Annotated in this window: 11 protein-coding genes and 5 tRNA genes; 11 read left to right on the top strand and 5 right to left on the bottom strand. The window is 40.6% G+C overall.

Annotation, left to right across the window (positions count from 1 at the left end):
- Positions 1-173: 173 nt before the first annotated feature.
- Both PSPO_RS09855 and PSPO_RS09850 read right to left on the bottom strand, forming a co-directional pair.
- The gene (locus PSPO_RS09855; protein ID WP_010559617.1) at positions 174-683 is read right to left on the bottom strand and encodes a YfiR family protein; all 510 of its coding nucleotides are present in this window, start codon (positions 681-683) and stop codon (positions 174-176) included.
- Positions 683-2,332: an ATP-binding protein gene (locus PSPO_RS09850; protein WP_010559618.1), complete on the bottom strand. Its 1,650-nt coding sequence runs from the start codon at positions 2,330-2,332 to the stop codon at positions 683-685. The genes PSPO_RS09855 and PSPO_RS09850 overlap by 1 nt, the downstream gene beginning before the upstream one ends.
- 134 nt (positions 2,333-2,466) lie before the next feature.
- Here PSPO_RS09850 and PSPO_RS09845 point away from each other — a divergent pair, with 134 nt between their 5' ends.
- The gene (locus tag PSPO_RS09845) at positions 2,467-2,925 is read left to right on the top strand and encodes a hypothetical protein (RefSeq protein ID WP_021033010.1); all 459 of its coding nucleotides are present in this window, start codon (positions 2,467-2,469) and stop codon (positions 2,923-2,925) included.
- Here PSPO_RS09845 and PSPO_RS09840 read toward each other — a convergent pair.
- Complete coding sequence (locus tag PSPO_RS09840) at positions 2,907-3,929, bottom strand: methyltransferase (protein WP_010559620.1); 1,023 nt, start codon at positions 3,927-3,929, stop codon at positions 2,907-2,909. The genes PSPO_RS09845 and PSPO_RS09840 overlap by 19 nt on opposite strands.
- A 4-nt stretch (positions 3,930-3,933) precedes the next feature.
- Entirely contained in the window at positions 3,934-4,659 is a 726-nt protein-coding gene (gene trmB, locus PSPO_RS09835) for a tRNA (guanosine(46)-N7)-methyltransferase TrmB (protein ID WP_010559621.1), read from the bottom strand.
- A 163-nt stretch (positions 4,660-4,822) separates the two neighbouring features.
- Between trmB and mutY the strand changes: the two genes are divergently transcribed.
- Both mutY and PSPO_RS09825 read left to right on the top strand, forming a co-directional pair.
- Complete coding sequence (gene mutY, locus PSPO_RS09830) at positions 4,823-5,881, top strand: A/G-specific adenine glycosylase (protein WP_010559622.1); 1,059 nt, start codon at positions 4,823-4,825, stop codon at positions 5,879-5,881.
- Between the two features lie 31 nt (positions 5,882-5,912).
- Positions 5,913-6,185 (top strand): oxidative damage protection protein, encoded by a 273-nt coding sequence (locus tag PSPO_RS09825; protein ID WP_010559623.1) that lies wholly within the window; start codon positions 5,913-5,915, stop codon positions 6,183-6,185.
- 354 nt (positions 6,186-6,539) lie between these two features.
- Here the strand turns inward: PSPO_RS09825 and PSPO_RS09820 are convergent, their stop codons facing one another.
- Positions 6,540-9,290, bottom strand: coding sequence for a hybrid sensor histidine kinase/response regulator (locus PSPO_RS09820; protein ID WP_010559624.1), 2,751 nt, complete (start codon positions 9,288-9,290; stop codon positions 6,540-6,542).
- Between the two features lie 412 nt (positions 9,291-9,702).
- Between PSPO_RS09820 and PSPO_RS09815 the strand changes: the two genes are divergently transcribed.
- From PSPO_RS09815 to PSPO_RS09780, 8 genes are all read left to right on the top strand, one after another.
- Positions 9,703-9,778 (top strand) — tRNA-Phe (locus tag PSPO_RS09815).
- A 27-nt stretch (positions 9,779-9,805) separates the two neighbouring features.
- Positions 9,806-9,881 (top strand) — tRNA-Thr (locus tag PSPO_RS09810).
- A gap of 57 nt (positions 9,882-9,938) precedes the next feature.
- Positions 9,939-10,014 (top strand) — tRNA-Phe (locus tag PSPO_RS09805).
- 27 nt (positions 10,015-10,041) lie between these two features.
- A tRNA-Thr gene (locus PSPO_RS09800) sits at positions 10,042-10,117 on the top strand.
- Between the two features lie 46 nt (positions 10,118-10,163).
- Positions 10,164-10,239: transfer RNA gene (locus PSPO_RS09795), tRNA-Phe, on the top strand.
- A 612-nt stretch (positions 10,240-10,851) separates the two neighbouring features.
- On the top strand, positions 10,852-12,267 hold the full coding sequence (locus PSPO_RS09790; RefSeq protein WP_010559625.1) for an efflux transporter outer membrane subunit: 1,416 nt from the start codon (positions 10,852-10,854) through the stop codon (positions 12,265-12,267).
- Positions 12,257-13,561 (top strand): efflux RND transporter periplasmic adaptor subunit, encoded by a 1,305-nt coding sequence (locus PSPO_RS09785; protein ID WP_010559626.1) that lies wholly within the window; start codon positions 12,257-12,259, stop codon positions 13,559-13,561. The genes PSPO_RS09790 and PSPO_RS09785 overlap by 11 nt, the downstream gene beginning before the upstream one ends.
- Positions 13,558-16,749, top strand: coding sequence for an efflux RND transporter permease subunit (locus PSPO_RS09780; protein ID WP_096035290.1), 3,192 nt, complete (start codon positions 13,558-13,560; stop codon positions 16,747-16,749). The genes PSPO_RS09785 and PSPO_RS09780 overlap by 4 nt, the downstream gene beginning before the upstream one ends.
- Positions 16,750-17,177 lie beyond the last annotated feature (428 nt).

Genomic DNA, 17,177 nt, shown 5'->3' with positions numbered 1-17,177 from the left:
TAGACATTAGTATAGTGTTTGCTTTAACAAGCGCGTTGAACAGAATTCAAATACTGCGTTTTTGTGTTGATTTATCGCTTATAGTTTGACGTTAACACGTGCTTGACGAGCTTAACGCGCCGTTGAACGCGCCAATAGCTACAACATGCCTTGTTATCATAGACTCAGGTAATTTAGTAGGAGGCTACTTTTGCTAATGCTAATAAGCGCGCATTGAAACTAATAATGTTTTCGTCCAATTTAGTTTGGTTGATGTGTATCCGTATTTTATTCTGTTCCTGTACTAATGCCATAAGGGCGCCTGCGCTTAACGCTGACTTTTGTTCACCTATTGTAATTGTGTGGCTAGTGACTTTATCCAAATAGCTTCCGGTATTTTTGACGTCTTTTGATAAGTACAAATACGAGCACTGTTTTAGTTTATCTGAATTTAATGTATCAACAACCTGCAAGGAAAAGTTAAGTCTTTGACGTAGTACTTTTTGTTGCGCATTGATCAATTCACCAATTGGGCCCAACTGTTCGGCAAAACAAAAAGTTATTTCATAAGGTTTATGATTTGGCTCTGTGTAGCGAACAAAAGAAGGGAACTGCATTAAATAGGCAGCTCGCAATTGCTCCGCGGTTTTTGCCGATACAAATGAGCTGAATAATCCAATAACAACAAGCAGTAGCAAACGCATTACTGAGCTCCTTGTTTGATTGGTAATTCAATTATGAAATGCGCACCTGTTTGTGCTTCGGTATCGAGTTTAATGCTGCCATCAAGGGCTTGGGTTACCAAGTTATATACTAAATGCAAACCAAGGCCACTGCCACCTTCGCCACGGCGTGTTGTAACAAACGGGTCGAAAATACGGTTGCGAATACTAATTGGCACACCATTTCCATCGTCTTGGTAGTCAATTATCGTAGCATGTTCGTTTGCCGATACAGTGATGACAATATTACCTTGCTGCTCGGGGCCAAATGCATGGATTAAACTATTGCTAATCAGATTTTCAATAATTTGCTGAATAATTGGCGGTTTTGTCCAAATTTCAAGGTCTGTATCACCTTCAATACTCACTTGGTGTGGGAATTTGGTTAATTCACCGCTAAGTGTAGTAATGACCTGATTAATAAAATCGTGAAGGTGGATCAATTTATCTTCTTGCGTTTCATGGGTAACAGCAAGTTGCTTAAAGCTTGAAACCAGTTCAGCAGCGCGATTTAAATTACGATAAATCAAATCTAAGTTTTCAACACCATCTTCAATAAAGCGACTCATATGAGATGAGGTAAGGGTTTTATTTTCGAAATTAACTCTAAGCTCTTCAAGCTTGTCTTTTAGCAAAGTAGAGCCAGTAATACCCAATCCAAGCGGGGTATTTACCTCGTGTGCAACGCCCGCAACCATTTGCCCAAGCGATGCCATTTTTTCGTTTTCGACAATTTTTGTTTGGTACTGATGCATTCGCTCAAGCGTGCTGAGCAGTTCTTGATTGGCCTCTTTTAAGGCCTCTGTACGCTGGTTAACTTTCTGTTCAAGGTTTTGGTTGAGCTGTCTTATTTCTTGCTCATCTTTTTTCTGACGCTCTAATTGCGCTAACGTTCTGGCAAATAAGGTATTGATACTCTTAGCCAGCATATCAAGCTCAGTAATTTTGGCAGTAGGTACAATGACATCGTAATTTTTGTTTTTTGAGACATCTTTAACCACTGTACTGAGTGCTTCAATCGGACGTGAAAAACGGCGCTGAAAGGTGAGCGTTATCAGCAATACAGAAAGTAAAATAACAACGCCGACAACTACATCCACTGAAATTCTATTTTTTAGTGCTTGTTGAATCGGCGCATCGGTTCCCAGTATATACACATAACCGTCAATTTTAGGGTTAGCACTAATTACATTATCGTTGTCATCGGTTCTAATTGGATAAATTACTTCAATATTATCGCCATCGATATTTGAGCTTACTCGGTTAGTGAGCTTTTTGACTTTCGAGGCTATAGGAGGGTTTTCACCAGTGTTGTAGGTTGCAAAAAGTGAGATTGCACCACTAAACTCATCCACTTGATAAATGTGAATGTTTTTAATGTAATCAATCTTTTCATAGGCTTTTAACTGCTTTTGCATTTCGTCTTGATCGAGAAATACTACGGGCACATAAGCATTAAAAGAGATAATGCCGGCAATCGTATTTAGCTCTTCAATCAGATTCTTTTTCTGATTAGAGACGTCTAATACTGTACTTACGATAACCGAAAGCAATATGCTTAAAGAGGTGATGACAATCACCGCACGGCTTAACGCCTTTCTAATTGTTATTGTTTTATGATTATTTTGCATATGGCATTAAGTTTTCAGGGTTAATTTCATATTACTGAGCGCCATCACGTTAAGCAAATTTATTAAATACGTAAGAATATAAATTAGCGCTATTGCAAGTTTAGACGTTAATTTGGTGGATAATCAATAAGGTTATGGAAAATAACAGTTTGGCATTGTGGCAAATATATCAAACAGCAAGATTTAGTCAGTTTTCGCACGACTCGCGGACTAACCGTGTTTTAGTCGTTTTGAGTGTTTGGAATGCGCACGGAAAAACCTGCTCTGCCATGCAAAATCGCAAACTGGCGGCCTTTGTTGCTGCGCTACTTAGAAAGCGAGGAATTCAGTTTCAAACTCTTTGGGGCGGCTCAGAGAATATGTGCTATCGCGAATTAACTTTTGCTTTTTATGTAAGTAATACAAACGATGCGTATGCCTTTGCAAGACTCGCTAAGCAAAACGCGTTTTATATTGTGAAAAGTCGCAAACTTACCTTATGTGCGACAAATAAAGGCTTGTTGCCAAAAACGCTTGGCAACGTAAAAGAGTATTTGATTTCGGTGCCGAAAAGGCAGTTAATCTATGCTAATAATCAGGCAATTGCTGAATAAATCGTGAATTTTTTGTTGTCTTTTAGTTTGCTGAAGTCACCAAACTCATCACGCAATGCATCGGCATAGGGTAAAAAGCTGTTAGCAACAATGAGCAATTCACCGCGTTTATTTAAGCGCTTTTTTGCATCCGCGATAAACAGTTGGGTGATGTCGTAGTTAGTTGAAAGGCCAGTATGAAATGGCGGATTAGAGACAATATAGTCAAATTTTGAATTTATTGATGAAATACCATCTGCCAGCTTTAATTCGGCACTTACCCCATTTTTGGCAAAGGTCAGCTCTGCAGCTGCCAATGCAAGCGCACTTACGTCTGATGCAACAATCTTACACTCAGCATAGTGCTTGGCTAAAAACGTAGAGATAACACCACAGCCGGTTGCAAAGTCCAGCAGCGTTTTAGGATTGTTTAGCTTAACTGTTTCAAGCAGCAACTCAGTCCCTTTATCAAGTTCGCCGTGGCTAAATACGCCTGGTAAAGTTACTAAGCTAAGCGGTGTTCCCGCAACATTGATTTCAAACTGTTTCGCGTAGCTGGCTAGTTGGAAATCAGGATTAACGGTTAAACCAGTGAACTGAAACAAACTGCAATGACGAGCCGAGTCGACTTTACGGAAAAATTGCGCATCTGCTTTAAGTTGTTTTACAACAGACTTAACGCCACCTTTGTTTTCACCAACTACCAATAAGCGTGTTGACTCTGTACTGATAGCACGAATGTTATCAAGCAACATTTGCGCTTCAGCTTTTGCTTTCGGATAGTAAAAAACCACCAAGTCGAATAGCTTTTTAGGCAAGCTAGCTGCAATTACTTGTTCAAAATTATCGTTTTGAAATTGGGTTCTGTTGGTTAATATGCTGGTAAACCCGGTGACAGATGCGTTCGGGTACAGGTCGCACAGCTGCTCAGCAAAGCCATCGTTTAAATGGTTTACTAATAAAATAGATTCGGCTTCTAAGTATTCTTGATTGCGAATTAATACTTGGCTGGCAGCTGATAGCATAGTGTTATACCTTTCTTTCGAACATTAAGTCCCAAACACCATGACCTAAACGGTGGCCGCGCTGTTCGAATTTAGTCAATGGACGGTCGTCCGGACGCGGTACGTAATCGTTAGTTTCTGATTGGTTTTGGAACTTTTCAGCCGCAGTCATCACTTCTAACATGTGCTCAGCGTAGTTTTCCCAGTCAGTTGCCATGTGGAAAACACCACCGATTTTAAGTTTGCTACGCAGGTTTTCAACGAATTCAGGTTGTACAATACGACGCTTGTGGTGGCGCTTTTTATGCCATGGATCAGGGAAAAATAACTGTAACTTAGCGAGTGAACCATCGGCAATGCAGTCGGAAAGTACTTCAACTGCATCGTGCTCATAAACACGTAGGTTTGTTACGCCGGCTTCGCTTGCATCCATTAAACATGCACCTACACCTGGGCGGTGAACTTCAATACCGATAAAGTTTGTATCTGGCGCATTCTTTGCCATTTCAACTAAAGACTTACCCATACCAAAGCCAATCTCAAGTACAACTGGGTTGTCGTTGCCAAACACTTTGGTGAAATCAAGCAGGCCGTCTTGGTGGTTTAATCCCATAGTCGCCCAGTTATCTTCAAGTGCTTTTGCTTGCCCTTTGGTTAAACGACCTTCGCGTTTTACAAAGCTGCGAACTTTACGAATGTATTTACCTTCTTGTTCTGCTTGCTCTAAAGCAGTTTTAGATGTATCGCTCATATCTCACCGACGTTGAAAATTTGGTGGCGTATTATCCCCGCAACTTGCTTTTAGCTCAAGTAACCGAACGCCTTTTTTATAAGAAATAGCAACAATTCCTTGAATTTTCAGTTTGCCTTTATAGACTGGCGACGATTTTGATGAAATCTATTTAGGGTCGTGCGTGAAAATAGAAAAGAAAGAAAGAGAGTGGTTTTCTAACCAAGTGGTTGAATGGTATCACTTATATGGTCGAAAGACGCTGCCATGGCAACTCGGCAAAACACCATATAAAGTGTGGGTGTCGGAAATTATGTTGCAACAAACCCAAGTGATTACGGTTATTCCATATTTCGAACGCTTTATGGCAAGTTTTCCTACTGTGCAAGATTTAGCGCAAGCAGACGAAGATCAAGTGCTACATCATTGGACTGGTTTAGGGTATTACGCACGTGCTCGTAACTTGCATAAAGCTGCAAAGATTATTGTTGAGAAGTACAACGGGCACTTTCCAGAAGACATTGATGAAGTGATTGCATTGCCAGGCATTGGGCGTTCTACCGCGGGCGCTATTTTGTCACTATCTCTTGGCCAACATCATCCGATTTTAGATGGTAATGTTAAGCGTGTATTGGCGCGCTTTTTTATGGTGTCAGGTTGGTATGGTGAAAAGAAAGTAGAAACTTTATTGTGGCAGCTTTCAGATCAAGTGACGCCAAAAGGAAATGTGGTAGAATTTAATCAAGCCATGATGGACTTGGGAGCGAGCCTTTGCTCTCGTACCAAGTTTGATTGCGATCCTTGTCCATTAGTTGATAAATGTGGCGCACATAATGCCGAACGCGTAAAAGAATTCCCAAATCCTAAACCGAAAAAAAACAATCCAACAAAGTCATGCTTGATGGCAATTGTTAGAGTAAATAATCAAGTGCTAATGGAAAAGCGTCCATCATCGGGTATTTGGGGTGGGTTATTTGGCTTTTTTGAATTTGCTAACGAAAATGAATTAGAAAATTGGCTGTTAAGCAATGGGTTGGCAGGTGAAAAAACATATCTAGATGAGTTTAAACATGTGTTTAGTCATTTTAATTTAATGATTACACCTGTTGTGATTGACGTTACTAAGCTGCCATTGAATGTCGCTGAAAAAGAGGTTTTGGCGTATAACTTAACGCAGCCACAAGAAGTGGGGCTTGCTACGCCTACAAAGAAAATAATTAAAACTTTAACCAGAAAAGGGTAAACTGAAAACAAAGTTTACAGTGAGATTGATTATGGCACGTACCGTTTTTTGTCAAAAGCTACAAAAAGAAGCAGATGGTTTAGATTTTCAACTTTACCCAGGTGATGTGGGTGAACGCATCTTTAATAACATTAGCAAAGAAGCATGGGCTCAGTGGCAACACAAGCAAACTATGCTAATTAATGAAAAACATCTAAATATGATGGACCCAGAACATCGCGGGTTTTTAGAGGAGCAAATGGTTGGCTTCTTGTTTGAAAATAAAGATGTTGAAATTGAAGGTTACAAACCGGTAGAAGAATAAAAAGGCGCCAATTGGCGCCTTTTTGATTTTTGTTCGCTGCTATTAGGGTCTGTTGACCTTTCAAGTTCGTTTTTGCAGCAGTTTGATTGGGTTTTCTACAAGGCAGAGGCTGCGTTGCATAGTTATTCTATGTGAGCCAGCCGATAACACAGTAGAAAAGCCAATCAAGCGCTGCCGAACGGTTCTTTTGAGCGCACTTTTCTCATTGTTGCCTACATGGATGTAGGTAAGGGGCGTGAGCAGGACGCGGAAGCTTTGCTCGATATTCGCTTAGATTACTAGGCCACACATCGAGCGCCGCGATAAAAGTACGCTCAGAGAGAACAAAAATAGAACAGCAAAGATCAACAGACCCTAGTTATTCAGGCTATTTTTCAAATAGTCATGTATAAACTCATTGGCTTCAAAGAAGCTGCGCTCAAGCTCATCAGCGTAATGCGTTAAGGTTACGCTAGCAATGTCTCTTTCTTGATTAACAAGAGTTTCAATCGCTTGTGCTGCATTGGCAACGCTCACGGCACCAATGGTTTGTGCTGTTGATTTTAATTGATGTGCGAGCTTGCCTGCTTGCTCTACATCTTCTTGTTTTAACGCACGTGAAATATCAAACGCGAGATCTTGCCCGTGTTTAGCAAACATATCTAAATAATGTTGATGCTGCTGTACATCATTTCCAACATAACTGATTAACTTTTCGATTAAAATAGGTGTAGCGGTGGTTTGTGCTTGTCCCTGCGGAAGCCATTTATCCATTAGCTCTTCAAGTACATTTAGCTCAACTGGTTTAGTGATGTAGTCGTTCATGCCGCCTTCAATGCACTTTTCTCGCTCACCTTTTAGGGCATTAGCAGTAACTGCAACTATGGTAGTCGCAGTTTTTAGGTCTTTACGATACGGAGACTCTTGTCTAATTTTACGCGCTAAATCATAACCAGACATTTTAGGCATATGTAAATCGGTTAATACAAACTCGTACTGGCCGTTTTTCCACATGTCAAAACCTTCTTCACCATTCGAAGCAATATCTACACTGTAACCAAGTAAGTTAAGCTGGTCGCAAATTACTTGTTGGTTCATTAAATTATCTTCAACTAATAATACTTGGCAATGCCCTTTGCTTTGGTGATTTGTTAACGGGCTAATTTGTTTTTTAGTATTAATAACTTTAGGAGACTGCAATCCAGCAGCAATTAACAATGAATTAAAAAAGGCTGTTTTACACAGTGGCATGGCCGAAAGGTAGAATAGATTGTTTAAATTTAGCTTGGCTTCGGTTAAGCGACCTAAAACAATTGCTTGCTGTTTATGCTCTTCTAAGTTGTAGGCAATTTTACGTAGCAGCTTATTTGCTTCATCCATGTCATGTGTGCCATCAAGCACCCAGATCAGACCCTGTTTAGTTTGCCATTCGGCAAGCTCATCAGATATTTGATTGAACGGTGTTACCTGTGCCCCTAAATAGCTTAGGTAAGATTGTAAGCGCTGCTTATTAATGTCTGTTGGACTAAAGAGTGCAATTTGACGCTTTTGTAAACGTCCGCGGTTACCTTTTTTCGCTTCTGAATCTTTGGTGAAAGGAATACTCACAATAAATTCACTGCCAAGACCAAGCTCAGAACTAACGCGAATGGTGCCGTACATTAATTCCGTTAAGCTTTTACAAATTGAAAGGCCCAAGCCTGTACCGCCATATTCACGAGTAATGCTTTCTTCAGCTTGGCTAAAGGGTTGGAAAATACGCGCAAGTTGCGTTTTATCCATGCCTTTACCGTTATCGCTAATAATAAAATCGATAGTATCGAAATCATGGCTATTTGAGGCAAGTTTGGCTTCAATAGACACTTGCCCTTGCATATCACTATTGGTTTGGGTGAATTTAATTGCGTTAGAACACAGGTTATATATTACTTGGCGCACGCGCACGGCATCACCAAGCACAGATTCTGGGATTTCAGGGTCGATAAATAACGAAAGTTCTAAATCACTCTTGTGTGCGATTGAACTCATTACTTTTGCAACTTCTTCAACAACATTAACAACGCTAAATGGTTTGTTTTCAACCGTTAGTTTGCCTGCTTCAATTTTTGAAAAGTCTAAAATGTCGTCCAAAATTCCTAACAGCGAAAAAGCAGATTCACGAATAATGCTACTTAGCCTATGCTGAGAGCCTGTTAAGGTTGTATTGCGTAATAAATCAATGGTGCCAATGACACCATTCATTGGTGTACGTATTTCGTGGCTCATGGTTGCAAGGAACGTTGTTTTAGCTTCGCTTGCACGCTCAGCAACTTTAATTGCTTTTTCTAGTTCTTGGGTGCGCGCAACCACCTGATGCTCAAGGCTAGATTGTAAGTCTTGTAAATCGTTTTCAGCCTTAATATGTAATTGCTCGCTCTTGTTTACCGCATCAAGTAGCAAATTAACGCGCTCAGCTGTGGGGGCAAGACCTAACCCGATATTTGTATCGACGCGAAGTTGATAATCACCTTTTTCAGTAATGACGCTAATTTCTTTATCTAGCTTTTCTGTATTCGAAATGATTTTTCGCGAAAGTGCGGTTGGTAAAAAGGTAAAACAAAAAATGCCGCTTAAAATAGCTAATGCTGTCCAAAGGTATGCTGCGGTTGGCGAAGTAACGGTATTTATGATTTGTGATGGTTTTTTGTATTCGATAACAAGTAAGCCATGGTTCTTTCCTGCAAGGGTTAATTGTTGGCTTACGGTAATGGCGCTATCTGTTTCGATTGCGGCGGTTTTGTTTTCAGGGTTTGAAAAGTTACCACCAGTTTTACTGATTAGCTGTAACTCGTCACGTTTTAAGTTGTAAAGGTAGTAATCAATTCCTTTATCTACGGATTTTAAAGAATGAAGAATTTGAATCGCATTATTAAAACCAAATCGGGTGATGGCATCAACCAATGGTCTATCAACTTTATCTGCAATGGTTTGAATATCGAGTTTGGTGTAGCTGGGGAGTTGTGGTTCGTTAGTTTGTATTTTGGAAAAGCTGTTTATTGCCATATATAACGATGCGGCGAAAATTATAAAAACAATGGCATTAATTGTATGAATAGCTTTTAGCGATAAAAACTTGTTAGTAAGCATTTTAAAACCTTACTCCAGTTATAGGGGCTTCTTTGGATATTATTGTTGCTTTATTTGTACAAGGCCAAAAAATTATGTTTTTGACCCAATTACTAGTACAAAATACCGATAAATCTTACTATTACATACGAATTTAGCAAAGTGAAATCATTTGTAGTGCTTTGTTTGTGTTCAATTTGGCGGATAAGTGTGCAAACGAAAGTGAATGTTGAAAAAAGTGTTGACTTGAAGCGGTAAAACCCGTTTAATACGCCGCACGCCCAGACAGGCAGAACGCAAAAGCAAGATGCGAGTAGCGCTCAAATGTTTAGTAAAATTAGTTTTACGTAATGCCCAAGTAGCTCAGTCGGTAGAGCAATTTGGAATAGCATTGAGAATCCTTTTTAGGTTTTCTAGTTTACCGAGTTAAAACGCCCAGATAGCTCAGTCGGTAGAGCAGAGGATTGAAAATCCTCGTGTCGGTGGTTCGATTCCGCCTCTGGGCACCATCTTTTAAAGATGACCAGTTTTAGTGTGCCTGCTTAGCTCAGTTGGTAGAGCAACTGACTTGTAATCAGTAGGTCGCCAGTTCGACTCCGGCAGCAGGCACCATTTATTTACTCGCAAGAGTGTACTTTAGCAGTACTAAAATAGCTAATGCATTAAAGCGCCCAGATAGCTCAGTCGGTAGAGCAGAGGATTGAAAATCCTCGTGTCGGTGGTTCGATTCCGCCTCTGGGCACCATCTTTTAAAGATGACCAGTTTTAGTGTGCCTGCTTAGCTCAGTTGGTAGAGCAACTGACTTGTAATCAGTAGGTCGCCAGTTCGACTCCGGCAGCAGGCACCATTTCTTTACTCGCAAGAGTGTACTTTAGCAGTACTAAAATAGCTAAGCCCAGATAGCTCAGTCGGTAGAGCAGAGGATTGAAAATCCTCGTGTCGGTGGTTCGATTCCGCCTCTGGGCACCACTTATTTTGAAACCCTGACCTTTAGGTCGGGGTTTTTTTATGTCTGAAATTTAGTGTTTTGCTAAATCTTATTATACCAATTGCATTAATTGATAGGTCACTTATTGCGACAGAGAAACGGTTCATAAACAAGGCGAAAAATTTAACATGTAGTTGTTCTACATAAGAATTTTTTAACGCAGTTAATGAGGCGTTTAACTCGCTAGAATGACAAAGTAGTTAATAAAATTGGTATGAGTTCGATGAGAAAATACCTCCCTGTATTTTCCAAGCCATGCTGCGCATTTTCAAAATTGTTCCTGACAATTTTGTCCGCCTCAATTGCTGGGCACCACTTATTCTAAGTTCCTTTATTTATTTTTTTAACTTATACCTTTATAAGTAACTGTTTCAAAATAACTTTAAGCTCTTTTATCTATTGGCGACTAATTCAATCGTCCATTTACTTGTCACGTACTCGATTAAGTTTTGACGGCAAGCCATAATGATCTTATTGGCAGGTGTTTCTGTATTAGCAATGAATGTAAGTCTATGTAAAGTTTATTGAGACACTTCTTAGACAATTATTAAACTATGATATTGAAGATATTTATTCTCTAGTGAGAAGACACCATGGGCAACAGGTTGAAGCCGCTTTTCAAAGTAAATCTCGTTGTAGGTTTACTGATAGCATTAGCTGGCTGTAATACAACAAATAAAATAACGTCAGATTATCGAGCTGACATAAATACCCCCGAAGCATGGCAGGCGCAAAGCCAATACTTGGCTGTGAAAGATAATTGGTTGAACGAATTGCAAAATACGCAAGCGTTCGAGTTGGTTGAAAAAGCACTTGCGAATAACCGCAGTTTGCAGCAAAAGGCGTTAGATATTGCCGTTTCGAAACAACAACTCATCGTGACTGGTAGTGATTTATGGCCAACATTTGATTTATCGCTTGTAAGTAATCGCCGCTATAATCCAACCACAGACAGCTACTCCAATGGTAATGGGTTAGACCTAAATTTATCTTATGAATTAGATGTTTGGGGAAAACTATCGGTAAAAGAGCGAAATGCTAATTTAAATGTGATGGCATTAGAGGCCGAATACTTATCGCAAAAACAAGCATTAGTTGCCGCTGTCGTTAAAGCTTGGTTTGGCGTAATTGAGGCGAATAATCAAGTTGCACTTCTAAACGAACGACTTGTGCTTGCACAACAAAATTTAGAGATAATAGAGTCGGGATACCGCCAAGGACTCAATGACGCACTGGATGTGTACTTAACACGTAACGAACTTAACAATGAAAAATCTCGTTTAGTTGCGCAGCAAAATACGCAAGTGGAGCGCATTAGGGATTTAGAGTTGCTGCTAGGTGACTACCCATCGGGTTTACTTTCGGTGACTGCTGAGCTGCCGTTATTAACATCAGATATTCCACTTGGTATGCCGTCAGAGTTAATCACACGAAAACCGTCACTTATTGCAAGTTGGTACAGTTTGCTGGCAAAAGATGCGGCGCTTGCCTATGCCCATAAACAGCGTTTTCCTAGTTTAAAGCTCACCGGCAGTGTTGGGCCAGATAGCAGTGATATCAGTGATTTGCTGGCTGGTGGTAATGTTGCGTGGTCGTTGGCGGGGTCACTTACAGCACCATTATTTAATGCGGGCCGCTTAAAAGCTAACGAAGAAAAAGCATTGCTTGAATTAAATAAACAAGAACTTAGCTATTTAGATAGTCTCTATTCAGCATTCCAAAGTGTTGAAAATGGCATTTCAGCTGAGCGCAATTTGCAGCAAAGATACGAATCAACCTTACTCGCTGCTAATAACGCTAAGCTTGCTGAAACCTTATCATTTGAACAGTACTTAAAAGGTTTGGTGAGTTATACCACGGTACTTGATGCGCAGAAGCGTTCTTTTGACGCACAAAGTAGCTTAATAACGATAAAAAATTTACTGATAGCAAACCGTGTTGACTTACATGTTGCACTCGGTGGCGATTTTAACGTCGCAGAATTAAAGGAAAACGCTAATGCCAATTAATAAAACACGATTCCCACGTTTTGTAATACCAGTTTTAATTTTGATTGTGGCGGGCATTATCGTCAGTGTTATTTTTAAAAATCCACCCACAGCAAAACGTTTTGGTGGCGCTAAACAAGCGCAACTTATTGTAGATGCAAAGACTATTGAACCGCGTTCTTACCGAGTACAGGTAGCAAGCTATGGAATTGTAAAACCGCGCACGCAAAGCATTTTAGTGGCACAAGTGTCAGGCGAAATCAGCTTTATCAGTGATAGCTTGCGCGATGGTGGTTTTTTCGAAAAGGGTCAAATGTTACTCAGCATTGATGAGCGCGACTATCTTGCTGAAGTAAAAATTGCAGAGGCCAGTTTATTATCGGCAAAGCAAGCGTTAGTTGAAGAGCAGGCGAGAGGAAAACAAGCACTGGCTGATTGGCAGCGTTTAGGAAGTGGCGATGCTCCCAGTGATTTAGTGTTACGTAAACCGCAATTAGCCGCTCAGCAGGCTAACGTATTGTCGGCGCAAGCAAAACTTGAAAAAGCACAGCTTGCACTTGAGCGCACAAAAATTGTCGCGCCATTTTCTGGGCGTGTACTTAAAAAGCATGTTGATATTGGTCAGGTGGTGTCAAACAATGCCCAACTTGCCGAGATTTTTGCCACCGATAAAGTTGAAATTCGATTACCGATTAATAATAAAGATTTAGCCTTTATAAATTTGCCAGAAGTGTATCAAAGTGGTGAAAAAACAAATCAAAATAGTCTTGTTACGTTTAATTCAGATTTAATTGGCGAGCAAACATGGCAAGGCACCTTAGTGAGAACGGAAGGGGCAATTAATGATGCGTCACAACAGCTTTATGTAGTTGCTCAAATTGAAGACCCTTACTCAACGCCGGTATCGGGACAAAATCCAGTGAAAATTGGCCAATATGTTAGTGCTACTATTAAAGGTCGTGAAATTCCAAACGCCTTGGTCATTCCAAATAACGCGATTTATCAAGGTAGCTACGTTTATGTGTTGGATAAAGAAAATCAATTACTAAGAAAAGATATCTCTCTTGCTTGGCAGGGCGAAAGTGAGAGTTTGGTCGCGACCGGTTTAATGGCGAATGAGCGCTTGGTAGTAACACCGCTTGGTCAAGTAAGTAGTGGTACACGTGTTGCTGTTATTGGTGAAACGCCAGCAAAAAAACGCGACTCAGAGCAACGCGTAACTAAGTTAAAAGAAATTGCAAAACAGCGCGGAATTACCGTAGAGCAATTAAAAGCTGAACGTAAAGCCATGCGTGAACAGGAGAAAGCACTATGATCGCCTGGTTTACACGCAATCATGTTGCCGCAAACTTGTTGATGATCAGCATTTTAATCGGTGGCCTGTTTTCGCTAACAACACAATTACCGCTTGAAGTGTTCCCGTCGTTTGAAACCGACCGCATTAGCGTCAGCATGTCATTGCGCGGGGCAACACCGGAAGATGTAGAGCAAGGTATCACTATTCGCATAGAAGAAGCAGTGCAGGATTTGGAAGGCATTAAAGAAATCCGCAGTCGCTCCTCTGAAGGTTCGGCGTCAGTCACAATCGAAGTCGACACTGGTTACGACCCTCGCGATATGCTGGCCGACATAAAAAGTCGCGTAGATGCAATAAATACCTTTCCAAGTGATGCCGAAAAACCCGTAGTATCACTTGCCCAGCGCAAACGCGATGTGATTAACGTGACTGTTTCAGGCAATTATTCAGAGAAAGAAACCCGTGAATTTGCAGAGCAGGTTCGCGATGATTTATTGCGTATTCCGGGCGTAACTCAGCTTGAGCTTGACGGTGTTCGTAACTATGAAATTGCGGTCGAAATAAGCCAAGATAAACTGCGTCAATATCAATTAAGCATTGCAGATATTAGCAATGCGATTGACCGTTCAAGTGCCGATATTTCGGCGGGGAATTTACGCTCAAGTGGGGGGAGCATTGCAGATATTAGCAATGCGATTGACCGTTCAAGTGCCGATATTTCGGCGGGTAATTTACGCTCAAGTGGTGGTGATATTTTACTGCGCTCAAAAGGCCAAGCGTATTACAAAGATGAATTTGCAAGTATTATTGTAAAGAGCTTGCCAGATGGCTCACTGATCCGTTTATCTGATGTGGCTAATATTCAAGATGGCTTTGAAGAATCACCTGTTCGCACGCGTTTTAATGGTAAACAAGCTGCGTTTATTGAGGTGTACCGCATTGGCGACCAAAGTGCGATTGATGTGGCTGATAAAGTAAAAGAGTATATTCAAAGTCAGCAAGGCAAATTACCCGCAGGGTACGAGCTAAGTTACTGGGATGATGACTCTGTTATCGTCAAAAATCGTATTTCAACATTAACCTCAAATGCATTACAAGGCGGCATTTTAGTGCTTGCTTTATTGACTTTATTTTTACGTCCCGCGATTGCGTTTTGGGTATTTATCGGTATTCCTGTGTCATTTATGGGCGCGTTTTTAGCCATGCCACTTTTTGGTATCACACTCAATATTATGAGTCTGTTTGGCTTTATCTTAGTGTTAGGTATTGTTGTTGATGATGCCATTGTTACCGGAGAAAACGTTTATACCCACTTAAATGGCTCTGAGTCAGGAGAGGAAGCGGCCATAAAAGGCACGCAAGAAGTTGCAACGCCAGTAACGTTTGGCATCTTAACCACAGTAGCGGCGTTTTTACCACTCGCATTTATTGATGGGGCTCGTGGCGCTTTATTTGCACAAATTCCGGTTGTTGTGATCCCAGTTCTGCTCATGTCGTTGGTGGAATCTAAATTTGTATTACCGGCTCACCTTAAGTACTTAAAGTTGCGTAAGGAAAAAGGGCAGGTAAGCAAATTTAGTCAGTTTCAACAGAACTTTGCTGATGGCTTTGAACGCAAAATTTTCAAATACTACCGTCCTCTTCTAAATAAAGCAGTGAGTAATAAAGGCATCACATTATCTTTATTTGTGGCGATATTTTTTATTATCTTGTCATTGATTATGAGCGGTTGGACTAAGTTTATTTTCTTTCCACGAATTCCGAGTGAAACCGTACGTGCAAACCTCACTTTACCAACAGGTACGCCTTTTAACGTGACGGCAAAATACATTGACTTAATGGCTGATAAAGCAGAGGTATTGCGAGAAAAGTATCGCGATCCCGATACCGGAGAGAGTGTTATTATAAATGTACTAGCTACCACGGGCGGGCGTGGTGGTGCAACAAACACCGGTGGCGTGCGTTTTGAAATAACGCCACCAGAATCTCGCGCCCTTGATATTGGCTCGCGCGAATTGGTATCCGAGTGGCGCGGTTTAATAGGGCAAATTCCAGGTGCTGAAACGCTAACATTTAGAGCTGAAATTGGTCGTTCAAGCGATCCAATTGATGTGCAACTAACGGGCATGTCTCTGACTACTTTGCAGGAAGTGGCCGACCAAGTTAAAAAGCATTTGGCAACGTACCCTACCGTTTTTGACATCGCAGATAGCTTAAGTGATGGTAAGCAAGAGTTACAATTGGAGCTTACTGCACAGGGTAAGGCGCTGGGTTTAACCCGTACGGATCTAACACGTCATGTACGAAATGCATTTTTCGGTGTTCAGGTGCAGCGTATTCAACGTGGTAGAGACGATGTGCGCGTCATGGTGCGTTTACCACTGAGTGAGCGCAGTTCACTTACTACATTAAATGCATTGCTGATTGATACGCCAAGTGGTGGTCAAGTACCGTTAAATCATGTGGCAACATTAACTCCGGGTAAAAGCCCATCGAGTATTTATCGTATTGACCGTTTCCGTACGGTAAATATCACCGCGGATATTGAAAAAGCCAATACGAATATGACCGTGTTGCAGGCAGAGCTAAAAGACTTTTTAGATGGCTTAGTTGCAAAGTATCCTGGTGTGCGTCATTCACTGGAAGGTGAAGCAAAAGAGCAGCGCGAGTCGTTTAGCTCCCTCGGATGGGCGCTGATTTTCGTATTTTTTGTCATTTACGCGCTGTTAGCGATACCTTTTAAATCGTATATTCAACCGCTTATTGTTATGAGTGTAATTCCTTTTGGCATGATTGGCGCGGTGCTAGGTCATTGGATAATGGCAATGGAACTAACCATTATGAGTTTACTCGGTATGCTTGCGTTAATTGGCGTAGTGGTTAACGACTCCTTGGTATTGGTTGATTATATTAATAAACGACGAAATGATGGCCATGATCTTATGGAAGCCGTGTTAACTGCAGGAGTATCCCGCTTTAGACCAGTAATGCTTACAAGTATTACCACGTTCTGTGGCTTAATGCCGTTATTGTTTGAACAGCAAACTCAAGCGCAGTTTTTAATTCCAATGGCCGTATCACTTGGCTTCGGTATAATTTTTGCCACGTTAATTACGCTAATTCTGGTGCCAGTAAATTACTTAATTGTTGAGAAGTTAAAGACGGGATATGCAAAACTAACCGAGACAAATCAGCAAACAGCTTAAGTCGCGAGTTACTCTAGTGACCTAAATATAGCGTACTGAGTGTACTTAAATTTATCGCATTCGAATGGCTATATTTGAGAACTTTGCGCATATTTGGTTGGCACTAAATCTGTTGATGTTCCTAAGGCAATAGGTTCGCTAATCAAAAACGTCATTTATAAAAAGGAGCTTCGGCTCCTTTTTTATTCTTTTTATCAAAACTTTTTCGTGATTACATTTAGTCACATGCATTTTTCTATCTTACTGATAAATAAGTATTAAAAATACTATTGCAGTCAAATCAATAAACCTCTTATTAATATTTTGTATACAAAAGTGTAAAAAAGTATTAATTTATGTAGAAAGTATACAATATATTTTATATAAATTAACGCGTGTTACGAACTCTCACATCAGTAACACGTACGTAAATTATTTTTATAAATGGC

The sequence above is a fragment of the Pseudoalteromonas spongiae UST010723-006 genome, assembly GCF_000238255.3.
Lineage (GTDB): Bacteria > Pseudomonadota > Gammaproteobacteria > Enterobacterales > Alteromonadaceae > Pseudoalteromonas > Pseudoalteromonas spongiae.
This window is presented reverse-complemented; position numbering and strand designations above follow the sequence as displayed.

Coding starts and splice junctions, on each gene's coding strand:
- PSPO_RS09850 (WP_010559618.1), bottom strand. CDS start 2,332: ATGCAAAATAATCATAAAACAATAACAATTAGAAAGGCGTTAAGCCGT.
- PSPO_RS09845 (WP_021033010.1), top strand. CDS start 2,467: ATGGAAAATAACAGTTTGGCATTGTGGCAAATATATCAAACAGCAAGA.
- PSPO_RS09840 (WP_010559620.1), bottom strand. CDS start 3,929: ATGCTATCAGCTGCCAGCCAAGTATTAATTCGCAATCAAGAATACTTA.
- PSPO_RS09820 (WP_010559624.1), bottom strand. CDS start 9,290: ATGCTTACTAACAAGTTTTTATCGCTAAAAGCTATTCATACAATTAAT.
- PSPO_RS09825 (WP_010559623.1), top strand. CDS start 5,913: ATGGCACGTACCGTTTTTTGTCAAAAGCTACAAAAAGAAGCAGATGGT.
- PSPO_RS09785 (WP_010559626.1), top strand. CDS start 12,257: ATGCCAATTAATAAAACACGATTCCCACGTTTTGTAATACCAGTTTTA.
- PSPO_RS09780 (WP_096035290.1), top strand. CDS start 13,558: ATGATCGCCTGGTTTACACGCAATCATGTTGCCGCAAACTTGTTGATG.
- PSPO_RS09790 (WP_010559625.1), top strand. CDS start 10,852: ATGGGCAACAGGTTGAAGCCGCTTTTCAAAGTAAATCTCGTTGTAGGT.
- trmB (WP_010559621.1), bottom strand. CDS start 4,659: ATGAGCGATACATCTAAAACTGCTTTAGAGCAAGCAGAACAAGAAGGT.
- PSPO_RS09855 (WP_010559617.1), bottom strand. CDS start 683: ATGCGTTTGCTACTGCTTGTTGTTATTGGATTATTCAGCTCATTTGTA.